We start from the raw sequence: 14,881 nt of genomic DNA on the forward strand, positions 1-14,881 counted from the left end.
AAAGCCGCGGGCCCTCAGCGGACGAGCCCCACCTTCTTGAGCCAGGTGGCGGCCACGTCGGCGGGATCGCGGCCCTCGATGTCGATCTGCCCGTTGAGCTCCTGCATCGTCTCGTTGGTCAGCAGGCGGCTCACCTTGGCCAGCACGTCCTTGATGGCGGGGTACTTCGCCAGCGCGTCCGTCCGGACCTCCGGCACGCCGTCGTAGGGCAGGAAGAACTTCCGGTCGTCCTCCAACAACTGCAGCCCGAGCTTGCGAATGCGGCCGTCGGTGGCGTAGACGTCGCCCGCGAGGCAGGTGTTGCCGGAGATCGCGGAGTAGATCACGCCCGCGTCCATCGTCGTGATCGTGTTCGCCGGCGTGCCGCTGCCGAGCGGCACCTCGTACTTGTCCAAGAGGCGCCCCAGTCCGTCGGGGCGCGACTGGAACTCGGGGTCGACGCAGAGGGAGCGCTGCGCGGGCGGCAGCCGGAACAACTCGCTCAGCGTGTTCAGCTTCAGCTGCGCCTTCTGCGCCGGGGTCACCGCGAAGGCGTAGGTGTTGTTGAACGGGGCCGGGGTGAGGACCTCGATCCCGTTGGCCCGCTCCGCGTCGCGGACGCGGGTCCACAGCGCGGTGGAGTCGCTGATCGTCTCGGTCTGCCCGAGGTAGCTGACCCAGATGGTGCCGGTGTACTCCCACGAGACGTCGGCGGCGCCGCTCGTCATCGCCTGCCGGGAGGACATCGAGCCCGGCGCGTTGGTGAGGTCGGTGATCTCGGCGCCCGCGGCCTGCAGGATCGTCGTGCTGATCTTGCCGAGCAGGATGCCCTCGGAGAAGGACTTCGACGTCACCGAGATCTTCGCGCCCGCCAGCGGGGTCTGGCCGTCCGCGGACTCGGCGTGCACGAAGTGGCCCGACGAACTCTCGAGCCCGCAGCCTGCGAGCACGAGCGACAGTGCCGCCACCACGGGCAGCAGTGCGCGCCGCACGCGCACCCGCCCGGTCCCGCGCGCCGTCATGCGGTCACCCCGCGCAGGCCGCGCGGCGCCAGCAGGTACTCGGCGAGCCGGGCCAGCCAGTCGATGCCGAGCGCGAGCAGCGCGACCAGCAGCGCGCCCGAGAAGAGCAGGGCCGGCAAGTACAGGGTGACGCCGGTGGTGATGAGCACGCCCAGTCCGCCGGCGCCGATGAAGGTGCCGAGGGTGGCGGTGCCGACGAGGATGACCAGCGCCGTGCGCACACCGTGCAGGATCACCGGAACCGACAGCGGCAGCTCGACCCGGATCAACGTCTGGAAGGCCGAGAAACCCTGGCCTCTTGCCGCTTCGATGACACGGTCGTCCACCTGCCGCAGGCCGGTCACGGTGTTCTGCAGGATCGGCAGCACCGCGTAGACGACGAGCGCGGCGACGGCGGTGCCGAAGCCGGTACCGAACCACATGGCGAACAGCACGACCATGCCCAGCACGGGCGCGGCCTGGCCGACGTTGGCGAGGGCGACGATCACCGGCGCGATGCGCGCGAACCGCTTGCGCGTCGCCAGGATCCCCAGCGGGATCGCGATGAGCACCACCAGCACGGCGGAGACCACGGTCAGCTGGATGTGTTCCCACACCGAACCGCCGAGCTCGGACCACTGCAGCTGCACCGCCTCGGTCTCCGAGAAGTCCTGGCTCGCGTGCCAGATCAGATAGCCGACGAAGCCGACCACGACGAGCAACGGTTCGAGGATCAGGTCGATCGGCACACCGCCCGCGAATCGCGGCGTGGGCCCGACGCGCGCCTCCTTGGACGCGTTCGCCGCGGCGGTCACGACGGGGCCGCCCGGTAGGTGTCGGCGGCCTGTTCCGGGTTGGCGATGGCCTGCCGCTCCCGGATCCGCTGCGCGACCTGTTCGATGGTGAGCGCGCCGATCACCTTGCCGCGCTGCGTGACCAGCACGCCGCCCTGGCTGGCGGCCAGCATCACGTCGAGCGCGTCCGCGAGGGTCGCGGTGCGCTCGGCGACGGGCAGCCGCTGGTCGACGTAGGTCGAGACGACGGGCTTGCTCAGCACCTCGGAGACGGAGGGCCAGGCGCGCGGCCGGTCGTCCTCGTCGACCACGACGACCCAGCTGAGCTTCGCCTCCTTGGCCCGCGCGGCCACCTCCTCCGACGGGTCGCCGGGGCGGGCGAGTACGACGGGGGCGCTGGGGATCTCGCCGACGGAGCTGAGCGAGAGGTGCTTGAGGGTGGCGCCCGAGCCGACGAACTCCTCCACGAAGGCGTTGGCCGGCGCCGTCAGGATCTCCTCGGGCGTGCCGAACTGCTCGATCTGGCCGCCCTCGGAGAGGATCAGCACCCGGTCGCCCAGCTTGATCGCCTCGTCGACGTCGTGCGTGACGATCACGATGGTCTTGTGCAGCTCCTCCTGGATCGCGAGGAGCTGGTCCTGCAGCCGCACGCGGGTGATGGGGTCGACGGCGCCGAAGGGCTCGTCCATGAGCAGGACCGGCGGATCGGCGGCGAGCGCGCGGGCGACGCCGACGCGCTGCTGCTGGCCGCCGGACATCTCCTTGGGGAACCGGCCGCGGAAGACGTCCGGGTCCAGCCCGACCAGTTCCAGCAGCTCGGTGACCCGGGCGCGGGTGCGGGCCTTGTCCCAGCCGAGCAGGCCCGGCACGGCGCCGATGTTCTTCTCGACGGTCCAGTGCGGGAACAGGCCACCGGCCTGGACCACGTAGCCGATGCCCTGCCGCAGGCCGTCGGCGTCCGCCTTGGTGACGTCCGTCCCGCCGATGAGCACCCGACCCGAGGTCGGCTCGATCAGCCGGTTGATCATCTTCAGCGTGGTGGTCTTGCCGCAGCCGGAGGGACCGACGATGGCGACGGTCTCGCCCGCTTCGATGACGATGGACAGCTCCTTGACCGCCGGCTTCTCCTGCCCGCGGTAGCGCTTGATCACCTTCTCCAGCTCGATGGCAACGCCCGTGGTTTGACTCATCGCAGTCCCTTCGAGACGGTGAAGCGGCCCAGGAGCACCAGCAGACCGTCGAGTACGAGCGCGACGGCCACCACGAGAACGGTGCCCACCAACGCGGATTCGAGTGCACCGGCGCCGCCGAGGCGGGCGAGGCCGGAGAAGATCAGGGAGCCGAGGCCCGGCCCGAGCACGTAGGCGACGACCGTCGCGACGCCGACCACGAGCTGGGTGCTGACCCGGATCCCGGTGAGGATCACGGGCCACGCGTTCGGCAGTTCGACGGTGGCCAGCACCCGCCAGCGGGGCATGCCCAGGCCGCGGGCCGCCTCGACCAGCGCCGGCGGCACCGCCTGCAGCCCGACGATCGCGCTGGTGAGGATCGGCAGCGTGGCGTAGAAGGCCAGCATCGTGACCGACGGGGTGACGCCCAGCCCGAACACGATGAGCAGCAGCGCGAGCAGGGCGAGGGACGGCACCGTCATACCGACGGAGGCGACGGCGGTGGCGAACGCGGCCCCCGCGCGCGAGCGGTACACCAGCGCCGCGATGACCAGCGCGATCACCGCTCCCAGCACCACGCATTGGATCACCAGCGAGGCGTGTTGATAGGTGAGGAAGCCGAGCTGACCCCCACGACCGTCGAGGAATCTTCGGAGGTCCACGGATCCGAACCTACAGACGATGGAGGGTTCGCGCGCGATTCGCGTCAGAGTGGGCCGAACCGGGAATGGACGGAGAAGGCGTGCGGCGAAGCGGGAGCGGACACACGGCACCCCGAAGTCTTCCCCTTCTAACTTATAACGCACCCCGGGCCTTGCCGCAAGGCCCCGTGGAGGGCGCATACTCGCTGGCCGGATCCGATTTCTGTCGAGGTGGGTGCATGTCTGAATACGAGAACGAGCTGACATCGGAGCGCGAGTACGTGGCGGGGTTGTACGCGCGATTGGACGCCGAACGGGACCGGGCGCGGCGACGCTACACGGACGCCCTGCGCGACCACGAGGGCCGGGCGGTGGACCGGGAGGGCGACGTGATGACCTCCGCGCGGGAGGTGCGGCGGCTGAGCGTCGCCGAGGAGGGGCTGGCCTTCGGCCGGCTCGACGGGGAGCCGGGCGGCACCGTCGGGACGAGGTACGTCGGGCGGCTGGGCCTGTTCGACGACGAGGACGGTGAGGAGGAGTTGCTGCTGGACTGGCGGGCCCCGGCGTCGCGGCCGTTCTACACCGCGACGGGCGCGCACCCGGAGGGCGTGCACCGGCGGCGGCAGTTCCTCAGCGAGGGCCGCGCGCTGACCGCGTTCACCGACGAGATGCTGGGCCGCCCGGGCGCCGACGCCCGCGGCGACGCGGCGCTACTGGCCGCGGTGAACGCGCCGCGCGGCGAGGGGATGCGCGACATCGTCGCGACCATCCAGGCCGATCAGGACCGGATCATCCGCTCCGACAATCCGGGCGTCACCGTGATCGAGGGCGGCCCCGGCACCGGCAAGACGGTGGTGGCGCTGCACCGGGTGGCGTACCTGCTGTACACGCAGCGGGCGCGGTTCGAGCGGCACGGCGTGCTGGTGGTGGGCCCGAACACGTCCTTCCTGCGGCACATCGGGCGGGTGCTGCCCTCGCTCGGCGAATCCGACGTGGTGTTCGCGACCCCGGCGACGCTCTACCCGGGCGTCACGACCGGCTCGGAGGACACGCCCGCAGTCGCGCGGATCAAGGGCGCGGCCGCGATGGCGGACGTGCTCGCCGCCGCGGTCGCGGACTTCTCCACCCTGCCGGAGACGCCCGTGTCCATCGGGCTCGGCGACGCCACGGTGCGGATCGAGGCCGACGTGGTCGGCTGGGCCCGGGACGAGGCGCGCGACAGCGGGCAGCCGCACAACCAGGCGCGCACCGTCTTCCTCGACGTGCTGACCTGGGCGATCACCGAGCGGGCGCTGGGCCGGATCGGGAAGCAGTGGCTGCGCCGCGAGGACACGCGGGCGTGGGAGGAGATGCGGGCCGGCATGCTCGCCGACCTCGCGGCGGACGGGACGTTCCGGCGCACCGTCGACCGGCTGTGGCCCGTGCTCTCCCCCGAGGCGCTGCTCGCGGACCTGCTGAGCTCGCCCGAGCGGCTGGCCGCGGCGGGCGCGGACCCGTCGCTGCTGCGGTCCGACGGTGCCGCCTGGACCGTCTCGGACGTGCCGCTGCTGGACGAGCTCGCGGAGCTGCTCGGCCCGCACGAGGTCCCGGACGACTCCGCGGCGCGGGCCGCGCGCGAGCAGGCGGAGTTCGCGGAGGGCGTGTTGGATTCGCTGGTGTCGCGGGCGGATTCGATGGACGACGAGGACCACCTCTTCGCCACCGACCTGCTCTACGCCGACGACCTGGCCGAACGCTTCGAGGAGCGCGATACTCGTGATCTCGTGGACCGCGCTGCGGCCGACCGCACCTGGGTGTACCGGCATGTGGTGGTCGACGAGGCGCAGGAGCTCTCGGCGATGGACTGGCGGGTGCTGATGCGCCGCTGCCCGTCCCGCTCGTTCACGGTGGTCGGCGACCTCACGCAGCGCAGCGCGCCCGCGGGCGCCCGTTCGTGGGCGGAGATGCTGGATCCGTACGTCGCGGGCCGGTGGGCGTACACCGCGCTCACGGTGAACTACCGCACCCCGTCTGAGATCATGGCGGTGGCGGCGGACGTGCTGGCGGAGTTCGCGCCCGGCACCGTGCCGCCGGAGTCGGTGCGCGCCTCCGGGGTCCGGCCGTGGGCGCGGCGGGTGACCGGCGACGGTCTCGCCGGGGCGATCGACGAGTTCGCCCGCGACGAGGCGGGGCGGGAGGGCACGTCCGTCGTCATCGGGCCCGACGGTACGCCGGGCGCGGTCCCGCCCTCGGAGACGAAGGGGCTCGAGTTCGACGCGGTGCTGGTGGTGGACCCCGAGGCGATCCTCGCCGACGGCGAGCGGGGTGCGGCGGAGCTCTACGTGGCGCTCACCCGCGCGACGCAGCGCCTCGGCGTCCTGCACCGCGCGCCGCTGCCGGCGTGCCTGTCCGGGCTCGGGAGCCCCGTCGCCGCGTCCTGACGCCGGGGCGCGACGGGCTCAGCCTCCGCTCTTGATCCAGTCCAGCGCGATCGCCACGACGGCCGCGTTGAAGAAGAAGCTGAGCACGCTGTGCACGATCACCAGCCGCCGCGTGGAACGCCGGGTGACGGTGACGTCCGAGACCGCGAAGGACGTGCCGATCGTGATGGAGAAGTAGACGAACTCGGTGAGCTGCGGGCGCTCGCAGTCCGGGAACTGCAAGCCGCCGGCGGAGAAGTAGTCGCGGGCGTAGATCTGGGCGAACGCGGTGTGCAGGAGCAGCCAGGAGAGGAGGACCGTGGCCGCGGCGACGGGCTGGAGCACGGGATCCGGCTCGTCGCCGCGGGTGGCGATCATGAGCAGGCCGCCCACCAGGCCGGAGCCGCTGACCACCGCCGCGAACAGCGTGGTCTGCCAGCGCGGCGCCGACATCAGGTCCGGATCGTCCTCGCCCGCGGGGATCCGGCGGCGCAGCAGGAACCAGCCGGCCACCACGTAGGCGACGGCCGCCACGTTCCACACGATGAGCAGGGGCACGGCGGAACTGCCGAACACCAGCACCGCGGCGAGCCACGCCAGGCCCAGCAGCGTGAGCACCGTTTCGAGCAGGGGGACCAGTACCGAGCGTCGCATGCGCTCAGCTTTCCACGGCACCCCGCGCCCGGCGGATACCATCGCCGCATGCCGCCCGCCCGCTCGAGCCCGTCGCGCTACGTGCAGCTGCGCTTCCTCGAGGCGGGGCTGGCGGTCCTGGCCGAGCGGGGGCACGCGGCGCTGAAGCTGGCCGCGGTGTGCGAGCAGGCCGGATCGTCGACCGGCAGCTTCTACCACGCGTATCCGAGCTGGCCGGAGTTCACGTCGGCGCTGATCACGTACTGGCGGCAGACCAAAAGCGACCGGCTGATCGAGGCCGCCCGCCAGGTGCCGGACGCCTACGACCGGCTGATGTCGCTCACGCACGTCGGCCTGACGCTGCCGCACGCCACGGAGGCGGCGATCCGCGTGTGGGCGGCGCACGATCCGGAGGTGGCGCGGCACCAGGCCGAGGTCGACCTCGAACGGCGCGATGTGATCGCGGAGACCTACACCGAGGTGATCGGCGACCGTGAGCTCGCCGAGAAGTACGCCACCACCGCGCTGTACCTGCTGGTGGGCTACGAGAGCGGCACCCTGCAATCGCTCGAGACCCTGGCCTTCGCCTTCCGCACCTTCACCGACGGTGCGCTCGGCTCGGCCCTCGACGATCCCGAACCGGGCGGTCCGGCAACCCGCTGACCGCGCGCGCCCGCTCAGTTCTCGCGGGAGAACTGCACCGGGAGCCAGGGGTCGGTGTGGGCGGAGTCGGGCCGCGCGAACCCGTGGCTCGGAGTGGGGATCTCACTGATCGCCCGCGCGAGATCGGCGAGGGGTGCCGCCGTCTGCGGCGGCGCGGGCGCCGGGCGCGGCCGCCCGAACCCCGCGAGGGAAAGGATCGCCCCGGCGGCACCGGCCGCGCAGAGCGACCACGCCCAGCGCGTGCCCGGATCGACCGGGGAGGCGACGAGCGCGGGCGTCTCCGAGCCGTTGTCCACCGACTCGCGGAGCTTCGTCTGTACCAGCGCGAGCTGCGCGTCGATCGACCGCAGTGCGACGTCCAGCTGCCGGAGACCGGTCGAGAGGTTCGTCGTCGCGGCCAGCGCCTGGGGTCGCGCCTTCTCGATCGTCGCGAGCCCGTCGCGCAGTGACCGCGCGGCGATGCGCGCCCGGCCCAGCGACGTCGACGAGGACGACGCCGCCTGCGTCAGCGATGTCAGCGAGGTGGCGAGGCCGTCCGCGGCGCCCAGCGCCGACAGTCCGTCCGTCGCTGCGATGAGCTGGTCCAGCTGCGCGACGGTCGCCGCCGCATCCGGGGTCGGCTGCGCCACGAGTCGCGTGCGCAGCTGCACCGCGTTGGTGCGGATCGAGACCGCCATCCCGGAGAGGCTCTGCAGCTCTCCGATGGTCCCGGACCACGACTTCGCCGACGCGGACACCTGGTCCAGGGCCGCCGACGCCGTCGCGGTCTCCGCGAGGCCCGCGGCCACCTCATCGGCGCCGGCTCGGGCCGTCGTCACGCTGTCGAAGACCTGCGGAACTCCCGCCATCGCGGTCGACATCCCGGCCGTCGACGTGGTGACCGCGTTGGACAGCAGGGTGAACATGGTGCGGGAGTCGTCCGCCGCCTTGAGCGCGATCCGCGCCGGGTCCGTGGGCGGTGCGACGGAGGCGGACGGTCCCGGAGCGGTGGCGACCGTCGGCTGACGAGGCGTCTGCGGGCGCGGGTGGCGATCATGAGCAGGCCGCCCACCAGGCCGGAGCCGCTGACCACCGCCGCGAACAGCGTGGTCTGCCAGCGCGGCGCCGACATCAGGTCCGGATCGTCCTCGCCCGCGGGGATCCGGCGGCGCAGCAGGAACCAGCCGGCCACCACGTAGGCGACGGCCGCCACGTTCCACACGATGAGCAGGGGCACGGCGGAACTGCCGAACACCAGCACCGCGGCGAGCCACGCCAGGCCCAGCAGCGTGAGCACCGTTTCGAGCAGGGGGACCAGTACCGAGCGTCGCATGCGCTCAGCTTTCCACGGCACCCCGCGCCCGGCGGATACCATCGCCGCATGCCGCCCGCCCGCTCGAGCCCGTCGCGCTACGTGCAGCTGCGCTTCCTCGAGGCGGGGCTGGCGGTCCTGGCCGAGCGGGGGCACGCGGCGCTGAAGCTGGCCGCGGTGTGCGAGCAGGCCGGATCGTCGACCGGCAGCTTCTACCACGCGTATCCGAGCTGGCCGGAGTTCACGTCGGCGCTGATCACGTACTGGCGGCAGACCAAAAGCGACCGGCTGATCGAGGCCGCCCGCCAGGTGCCGGACGCCTACGACCGGCTGATGTCGCTCACGCACGTCGGCCTGACGCTGCCGCACGCCACGGAGGCGGCGATCCGCGTGTGGGCGGCGCACGATCCGGAGGTGGCGCGGCACCAGGCCGAGGTCGACCTCGAACGGCGCGATGTGATCGCGGAGACCTACACCGAGGTGATCGGCGACCGTGAGCTCGCCGAGAAGTACGCCACCACCGCGCTGTACCTGCTGGTGGGCTACGAGAGCGGCACCCTGCAATCGCTCGAGACCCTGGCCTTCGCCTTCCGCACCTTCACCGACGGTGCGCTCGGCTCGGCCCTCGACGATCCCGAACCGGGCGGTCCGGCAACCCGCTGACCGCGCGCGCCCGCTCAGTTCTCGCGGGAGAACTGCACCGGGAGCCAGGGGTCGGTGTGGGCGGAGTCGGGCCGCGCGAACCCGTGGCTCGGAGTGGGGATCTCACTGATCGCCCGCGCGAGATCGGCGAGGGGTGCCGCCGTCTGCGGCGGCGCGGGCGCCGGGCGCGGCCGCCCGAACCCCGCGAGGGAAAGGATCGCCCCGGCGGCACCGGCCGCGCAGAGCGACCACGCCCAGCGCGTGCCCGGATCGACCGGGGAGGCGACGAGCGCGGGCGTCTCCGAGCCGTTGTCCACCGACTCGCGGAGCTTCGTCTGTACCAGCGCGAGCTGCGCGTCGATCGACCGCAGTGCGACGTCCAGCTGCCGGAGACCGGTCGAGAGGTTCGTCGTCGCGGCCAGCGCCTGGGGTCGCGCCTTCTCGATCGTCGCGAGCCCGTCGCGCAGTGACCGCGCGGCGATGCGCGCCCGGCCCAGCGACGTCGACGAGGACGACGCCGCCTGCGTCAGCGATGTCAGCGAGGTGGCGAGGCCGTCCGCGGCGCCCAGCGCCGACAGTCCGTCCGTCGCTGCGATGAGCTGGTCCAGCTGCGCGACGGTCGCCGCCGCATCCGGGGTCGGCTGCGCCACGAGTCGCGTGCGCAGCTGCACCGCGTTGGTGCGGATCGAGACCGCCATCCCGGAGAGGCTCTGCAGCTCTCCGATGGTCCCGGACCACGACTTCGCCGACGCGGACACCTGGTCCAGGGCCGCCGACGCCGTCGCGGTCTCCGCGAGGCCCGCGGCCACCTCATCGGCGCCGGCTCGGGCCGTCGTCACGCTGTCGAAGACCTGCGGAACTCCCGCCATCGCGGTCGACATCCCGGCCGTCGACGTGGTGACCGCGTTGGACAGCAGGGTGAACATGGTGCGGGAGTCGTCCGCCGCCTTGAGCGCGATCCGCGCCGGGTCCGTGGGCGGTGCGACGGAGGCGGACGGTCCCGGAGCGGTGGCGACCGTCGGCTGACGAGGCGTCTGCGGGACCGGCTCCTGCGCCGGCGTTCCGCCGAGCGCGTACACCGCACCACCCGCCGTCATCGCCCCGAAGACGGCGAGCATTCCGGACCCGGCGGCGGCGCGGGCCAGCCGTCCGGCGAAGTGACTCGCGCCACCTCGGGAACGCGCACTTGGATTGATCACAACGCGATGGTAGCCAGAAGTCGGCGGCCGAGCCGGGTCTGATCTCGGGCTAACGAAGTTGATACATCACACCGAAAAATGCTGCGCGCCTTGACCTGCCGTTCCAGGTCGCAGGTGTGCTCGGCCGCCCCGGGGAGCTGTTGTTCGGCGCCCGTCGCCGGGTTCGCGGTCGGGCCCCGTTCAGCCGGCCGGTCGGACGACGAGGGCGTCGAGCAGGGCGAAGACCTGCGCGGTGAGCACGGTGGCGGCGGTCTCATCGCCGAGGACCCGGCGGCGGACGGCACGCTCGAAGGGGCCGTCGAGCGCGGCGTAGGTGCCGGCGGCATCGAGGAGCGGCGCGCCGCCCGCGAGTTCGGCGTAGCGGCTCACGACCCGCCAGATCATCGCCTCGAGAGAGCCGTCGATCTCGCGGACGTCGTCGGTGAGCGCCGCCTCGAACATGGCCTGCGAGCGCAGGTCGTACCAGAGCTTGTGGGTCGGGAGGTCGTGCTCCATCGTCGCGGCGAGCCGCTCCGCGAACCGGGTCCGCAGCCCGGGCGCGTCGTCGTCGGCGCGGAGGACGTCGTCGTAGGAGGCGATGCACTCGGCCTTGTAGAGGTGGACGCAGTGCGCGATCAGCTCGAGCCGGTCGGCGAAGTAGTAGTGCAGCACGCCGTGGCTGTACTCGGAGTTCGCAGCGATCTCGCGCAGGCTGGTGCGCGCGTAGCCGAGCTCGGAGAGCGTCTTGAGTGCCGCGCGCGCCAGCTCGTCGCGCTTGGCCGCGACTTTCGTGGCGTGCTTGGTGGCGCCCACGGCGGCGGGCGCGGTCGCCTGCGCGATCACCTCGGTCACCCCGCACTCCTCTCCGCCGGCCGACGATTCGTCGGCATCGTCCCAGGATAACCCCCGTGCCGCGGACCGGAGCGACACCCTCACCAATTTCTCTTGACGATTGTCCAACATTTTCCTTGACAGTCGTCTAAATTCTGCGATGTGATGGTCGCCACAGAGTCGGCCGCACCGAAGTCCGATCCACCTCGAGCAAGGGAGTAGTCGTGAGCGCATTCGATCTGACCGGCCGGCGGGTCCTGGTCACCGGCGGGGCACAGGGCCTCGGCGAGGGCATGGCACGCGCGCTGGCCGCCGCCGGCGCCCGGGTGATGCTGGGCGACGTGCAGGCCGACCGCGCCGTCGCCGTCGCGAAGGAGCTGGGCGACGGGAGCGGCTCCGTCCACCTCGACGTCACCTCCGAGGAGAGCTGGTCCGCCGCCATCGACGCCACCGTGGCCCAGCTCGGCGGGCTGGACGTGGTGGTCAACAACGCCGGCGTCGAGATCACGGGCCTGCTCACCGAGATCTCCGTCGACGACGTGCGGCGGCAGCTCGACGTGAACGTGCTCGGTACCGCCCTCGGCCTCAAGCACGGGCTCCGGGCCCTGCGCCCCGGCGGCGCGGCGGGCGCAGGCGGGGCCATCATCAACGTCGCGTCCGTCGCGGCGACCATCGCCTTCCCCGGTATCGCGATCTACTCGGCCACCAAGTCGGCCATCGACCGGATGACGCGGGTGGCGGCCATGGAGGCCGGGAAGCTCGGCTACGGCGTGCGCGTGAACTGCATCTACCCGGGCCTCGTTCCCACCGAGATGGGTACCGGCCTCGCGGTCGACATGGCGAACATCGGGCTGTTCGGCTCGCCGGAGGAGGCCGTGGAGGCGGTCGTCGGCCTCACGCCCAGCGGCCGGCTCGGCGAGGTCCAGGACATGGCGGACGCGGTCGTCTTCCTCGCATCCGACGCCTCCCGCTTCGTCAACGGGGCAGGACTGCCCGTCGACGGCGGCATGGGCATGTAACGAAAACCTCTCAGGACGAAGGAGAATCATGAGCAACAAGCCGGTAGTGGTGTACGGGGCCTCGGGCTACACGGGCCGCCTCATCTGCGAGTACCTGCGCGAGTACAACGTGCCCTTCACCGCGGCGGGCCGCGACGAGGGCAAGCTGACCGACTCGATGAACGCGCACGTCGCGGGGATCGAGACGGCCGACTACGAGATCGTGGAGGTGAAGCACGACGTCGACTCCCTGACCGAGCTGTTCCGCGGCAGCAAGGTGGTCCTGAACACGGTGGGGCCCTTCATCAAGTTCGGCGACGCCGTCGTCGAGGCCGCCCTCAACGCGGGCGCGCACTACAGTGACACCACCGGCGAGCAGGACTGGCTGATCCACCTCGACGAGACCTTCCACGAGCGGTACGCGGAGGCCGGCCTCCTGCTGGCTCCCGGCATCGCCCAGATGTACACGACGGGCGAAATCGCCGTCCAGATCGCTCTGGAGACACCGGGACTCGACACCCTCGACATCGCGGTCTTCTGGGGCGGCAGCCCGACCATCGCCTCCACCCGGACGATCCTCGTCAACGCGGCGGGCGGCGACGCCTTCTACCTCGAGCAGAACCAGTACGTCTCGTTCGATCCGATGCAGGGCCTGGTGCCCCTGTCGGTGCCCGGGCAGCACGAACTGGCGCAGTCGCTGCCGTGGGGCGGCACCTCGCACCCGGTGTGGTTCAAGCGCGATCCGCGCGTCGCGAACTGCAAGGCGCAGGGCGGCGTCTTCAACGCGGCGCTGATGAACAACGTGCCGGTGATCGTGGCCGACGCGCTGGAGGCCACGAAGGACATGTCGCCCGAGGACCGCGCCGACGCCCTCGACGCCGTCGCCGCCCAAGTCATGAATTCGATGCCGCCGCGCGAGAATCCGCGCGTGAACAAGTCGCTGGACTCCGTCCACGCCTCCGGCCCGCTGGGCCGCTCGCACGTCGTGATCCACGGCAACAGCAACTACAAGCAGACGGGCCTGCTGCAGGCCTACGCCGCGTACTCGCTGCTGCAGCAGCCCCCGAAGCGCGTCGGCCTCGCCTCGGGGTGCCAGGCCTTCGGCCACCGCGAGCTCGAGGGCGTGCTGCGAACCTTCGGCCTCATCTCCGAGCCGATCGTCACGGTGCATCGATGACGGTGCGCGACCTGCCCGAGGTGCCCGCCCTCCCGGAGACCCGGGCGGCGCGGGCACCGGCGGCCCCCGCCCTCGCCGACGACCGGCTGGACCTGTCGAACGCCGAGTTCGCCGCGGCCGTCCGCACCGCGGCGATCCGGCTGGAGGAGTACGGGGTCTCCCGTGGCGATGTGGTGGGACTCCTCCTGCCCAATCGGGTCGAGCTGGTGGTCGCCCTGTTCGCCGCGTGGCGCCTCGGCGCAGCGGCCACCCCGATCAATCCCGCGCTCGCACCCCCCGAAATCGCCTACCAGGCCGCCGACGCCGGCGCCCGCGTGCTGGTGACGGAGGCCGACGCCGAGACCCCCGACGGCGTCGCCGCGGTCGCGTGCCACGAGCTCCTCGCCGTGTCCGACGGCGAGCCGGTGGAAGCCGTCGCCGTGCGGCCCTCCGATCTCGCACTGCTCATCTACACCGCGGGAACCACCGGGAAACCCAAGGGCGTCATGATCACCCACGGGAACATCGCGGCGATGACGGCCTCGTTCATCGAGCACTTCGCGTTCACCGAGCGCGATCACAGCCTGCTGGTGCTGCCGCTGTTCCACGCCAACGGCGTCGTGCTCGGCACGCTCAGCCCCCTGCGGGCCGGCGGGCGCGCGACGATCGTCAGCCGGTTCCGGCCGGAGGAGTTCTTCCCCGCGGTGGAGCGGCACCGTCCCACCTACTTCTCCGCTGTGCCCGCGATCTACGCGATGCTCACCGCGCTGCCGGAGGAGGTGCGCCCGGATTCGTCATCGCTCCGGTTCGGGATCTGCGGCGCCGCACCGATGCCCGTCGACCTCATCGAGCGGTTCGAGTCGCGTTTCGGGGTGCCGATCGTCGAGGGCTACGGGCTGTCGGAGACCACCACCGCGTCGGCGATCAACCCGCTCGACGGGCCGCGCAAGCCCGGCACCGTCGGGCCCGCGCTCCCGGGCCAGCGGATCCGCATCGTCGACGGTGCGCTCCGCGACGTCGCGCCTGGCGCGACCGGCGAGGTGCTCATCGCGGGCAAGGTGGTGATGGCCGGGTACCTGAACCGGCCCGAGGCCACCGCCGAGACGATCGTCGACGGCTGGCTGCGCACCGGGGACGTCGGACTGCTCGACGAGGACGGCTACCTGCGGCTGGTGGATCGCGTGAAGGACATGGTGATCCGCGGCGGCGAGAACATCTATCCCAAGGAGATCGAGGCCCAGCTGTACCGGAACCCGCAGGTCTTCGAGGCCGCGGTGATCGGGCGGCCGCACGAGGTGCTCGGCGAGGTGCCCGTCGCCTACGTCTCGCTCCGCGACGGCGCGACGGTCACCGCCGGCGAGCTGCTCGACGGCCTGCGCGGGGAGCTGGCGAAGGTGAAGGTCCCCGTCGACCTGATCCTGCTCGACGAGATACCGAAGAACCCCGTCGGGAAGATCGACAAACCCACGCTGCGGCAGCGGGACCGGGCACAGGCGTAGGGTTCGG

At 72.0% G+C, this 14,881-nt stretch carries 15 protein-coding genes; 7 read left to right on the forward strand and 8 right to left on the reverse strand.

Annotated features, from left to right (window positions below; genetic code table 11):
- Positions 1–14: 14 nt before the first annotated feature.
- Genes WFK95_RS24020 through WFK95_RS24035 form a run of 4 tightly spaced genes read right to left on the reverse strand, consistent with a single transcriptional unit; the run spans position 15 to position 3,605 of the window.
- Positions 15–1,001: a glycine betaine ABC transporter substrate-binding protein gene (locus tag WFK95_RS24020; protein ID WP_224645592.1), complete on the reverse strand. Its 987-nt coding sequence runs from the start codon at positions 999–1,001 to the stop codon at positions 15–17.
- Positions 998–1,795 carry an ABC transporter permease gene (locus WFK95_RS24025; RefSeq protein ID WP_426000864.1) on the reverse strand — a complete coding sequence of 266 codons (798 nt, stop codon included), beginning with the start codon at positions 1,793–1,795 and terminating at the stop codon, positions 998–1,000. The genes WFK95_RS24020 and WFK95_RS24025 overlap by 4 nt, the downstream gene beginning before the upstream one ends.
- Positions 1,792–2,964 carry an ABC transporter ATP-binding protein gene (locus tag WFK95_RS24030; protein ID WP_336672215.1) on the reverse strand — a complete coding sequence of 391 codons (1,173 nt, stop codon included), beginning with the start codon at positions 2,962–2,964 and terminating at the stop codon, positions 1,792–1,794. Before WFK95_RS24030 ends, WFK95_RS24025 begins: the two co-directional genes overlap by 4 nt.
- Positions 2,961–3,605, reverse strand: coding sequence for an ABC transporter permease (locus WFK95_RS24035; protein ID WP_224645590.1), 645 nt, complete (start codon positions 3,603–3,605; stop codon positions 2,961–2,963). The genes WFK95_RS24030 and WFK95_RS24035 overlap by 4 nt, the downstream gene beginning before the upstream one ends.
- Before the next feature lie 218 nt (positions 3,606–3,823).
- Between WFK95_RS24035 and helR the strand changes: the two genes are divergently transcribed.
- A complete protein-coding gene (gene helR / locus WFK95_RS24040; protein ID WP_336672216.1) occupies positions 3,824–6,004 on the forward strand; it encodes an RNA polymerase recycling motor ATPase HelR in 2,181 nt (726 codons plus the stop codon).
- 18 nt (positions 6,005–6,022) lie between these two features.
- Here helR and WFK95_RS24045 read toward each other — a convergent pair whose 3' ends face one another.
- A complete protein-coding gene (locus tag WFK95_RS24045) occupies positions 6,023–6,637 on the reverse strand; it encodes a DUF1345 domain-containing protein (protein ID WP_224645588.1) in 615 nt (204 codons plus the stop codon).
- A gap of 48 nt (positions 6,638–6,685) precedes the next feature.
- Here WFK95_RS24045 and WFK95_RS24050 point away from each other — a divergent pair, with 48 nt between their 5' ends.
- Positions 6,686–7,279, forward strand: coding sequence for a TetR/AcrR family transcriptional regulator (locus WFK95_RS24050; RefSeq protein WP_224645587.1), 594 nt, complete (start codon positions 6,686–6,688; stop codon positions 7,277–7,279).
- 14 nt (positions 7,280–7,293) lie between these two features.
- Here WFK95_RS24050 and WFK95_RS24055 read toward each other — a convergent pair whose 3' ends face one another.
- The gene (locus WFK95_RS24055; protein WP_336672217.1) at positions 7,294–8,184 is read right to left on the reverse strand and encodes a hypothetical protein; all 891 of its coding nucleotides are present in this window, start codon (positions 8,182–8,184) and stop codon (positions 7,294–7,296) included.
- Positions 8,185–8,313: 129 nt separating this feature from the next.
- Here WFK95_RS24055 and WFK95_RS24060 point away from each other — a divergent pair, with 129 nt between their 5' ends.
- Complete coding sequence (locus tag WFK95_RS24060; protein ID WP_336672218.1) at positions 8,314–8,457, forward strand: hypothetical protein; 144 nt, start codon at positions 8,314–8,316, stop codon at positions 8,455–8,457.
- Positions 8,458–8,639: 182 nt separating this feature from the next.
- Positions 8,640–9,233, forward strand: a complete 594-nt coding sequence (locus WFK95_RS24065) for a TetR/AcrR family transcriptional regulator (protein WP_224645587.1) — start codon at positions 8,640–8,642, stop codon at positions 9,231–9,233.
- A 14-nt stretch (positions 9,234–9,247) separates the two neighbouring features.
- On the opposite strand, the gene WFK95_RS24070 is transcribed toward WFK95_RS24065, so the two are convergent.
- Both WFK95_RS24070 and WFK95_RS24075 read right to left on the reverse strand, forming a co-directional pair.
- Entirely contained in the window at positions 9,248–10,411 is a 1,164-nt protein-coding gene (locus tag WFK95_RS24070; protein ID WP_336672219.1) for a hypothetical protein, read from the reverse strand.
- A 180-nt stretch (positions 10,412–10,591) separates the two neighbouring features.
- Positions 10,592–11,242: a TetR/AcrR family transcriptional regulator gene (locus WFK95_RS24075; RefSeq protein ID WP_336672220.1), complete on the reverse strand. Its 651-nt coding sequence runs from the start codon at positions 11,240–11,242 to the stop codon at positions 10,592–10,594.
- Between the two features lie 203 nt (positions 11,243–11,445).
- Here WFK95_RS24075 and WFK95_RS24080 point away from each other — a divergent pair, with 203 nt between their 5' ends.
- From WFK95_RS24080 to WFK95_RS24090, 3 genes are read left to right on the forward strand one after another with little or no spacing between them, the layout of a single operon-like run.
- On the forward strand, positions 11,446–12,240 hold the full coding sequence (locus WFK95_RS24080; RefSeq protein WP_336672221.1) for an SDR family NAD(P)-dependent oxidoreductase: 795 nt from the start codon (positions 11,446–11,448) through the stop codon (positions 12,238–12,240).
- A gap of 25 nt (positions 12,241–12,265) precedes the next feature.
- Positions 12,266–13,396: a DUF5938 domain-containing protein gene (locus WFK95_RS24085; RefSeq protein ID WP_336672267.1), complete on the forward strand. Its 1,131-nt coding sequence runs from the start codon at positions 12,266–12,268 to the stop codon at positions 13,394–13,396.
- The gene (locus WFK95_RS24090) at positions 13,393–14,874 is read left to right on the forward strand and encodes a class I adenylate-forming enzyme family protein (protein WP_336672222.1); all 1,482 of its coding nucleotides are present in this window, start codon (positions 13,393–13,395) and stop codon (positions 14,872–14,874) included. Before WFK95_RS24085 ends, WFK95_RS24090 begins: the two co-directional genes overlap by 4 nt.
- Positions 14,875–14,881: the final 7 nt, after the last annotated feature.

The organism is Tsukamurella sp. USMM236 (assembly GCF_037148755.1).
Classification (GTDB): domain Bacteria; phylum Actinomycetota; class Actinomycetes; order Mycobacteriales; family Mycobacteriaceae; genus Tsukamurella.

Coding starts and splice junctions, on each gene's coding strand:
- WFK95_RS24020 (WP_224645592.1), bottom strand. CDS start 1,001: ATGACGGCGCGCGGGACCGGGCGGGTGCGCGTGCGGCGCGCACTGCTG.
- WFK95_RS24055 (WP_336672217.1), bottom strand. CDS start 8,184: ATGTTCACCCTGCTGTCCAACGCGGTCACCACGTCGACGGCCGGGATG.
- helR (WP_336672216.1), top strand. CDS start 3,824: ATGTCTGAATACGAGAACGAGCTGACATCGGAGCGCGAGTACGTGGCG.
- WFK95_RS24045 (WP_224645588.1), bottom strand. CDS start 6,637: ATGCGACGCTCGGTACTGGTCCCCCTGCTCGAAACGGTGCTCACGCTG.
- WFK95_RS24090 (WP_336672222.1), top strand. CDS start 13,393: ATGACGGTGCGCGACCTGCCCGAGGTGCCCGCCCTCCCGGAGACCCGG.
- WFK95_RS24065 (WP_224645587.1), top strand. CDS start 8,640: ATGCCGCCCGCCCGCTCGAGCCCGTCGCGCTACGTGCAGCTGCGCTTC.
- WFK95_RS24060 (WP_336672218.1), top strand. CDS start 8,314: ATGAGCAGGCCGCCCACCAGGCCGGAGCCGCTGACCACCGCCGCGAAC.
- WFK95_RS24030 (WP_336672215.1), bottom strand. CDS start 2,964: ATGAGTCAAACCACGGGCGTTGCCATCGAGCTGGAGAAGGTGATCAAG.
- WFK95_RS24050 (WP_224645587.1), top strand. CDS start 6,686: ATGCCGCCCGCCCGCTCGAGCCCGTCGCGCTACGTGCAGCTGCGCTTC.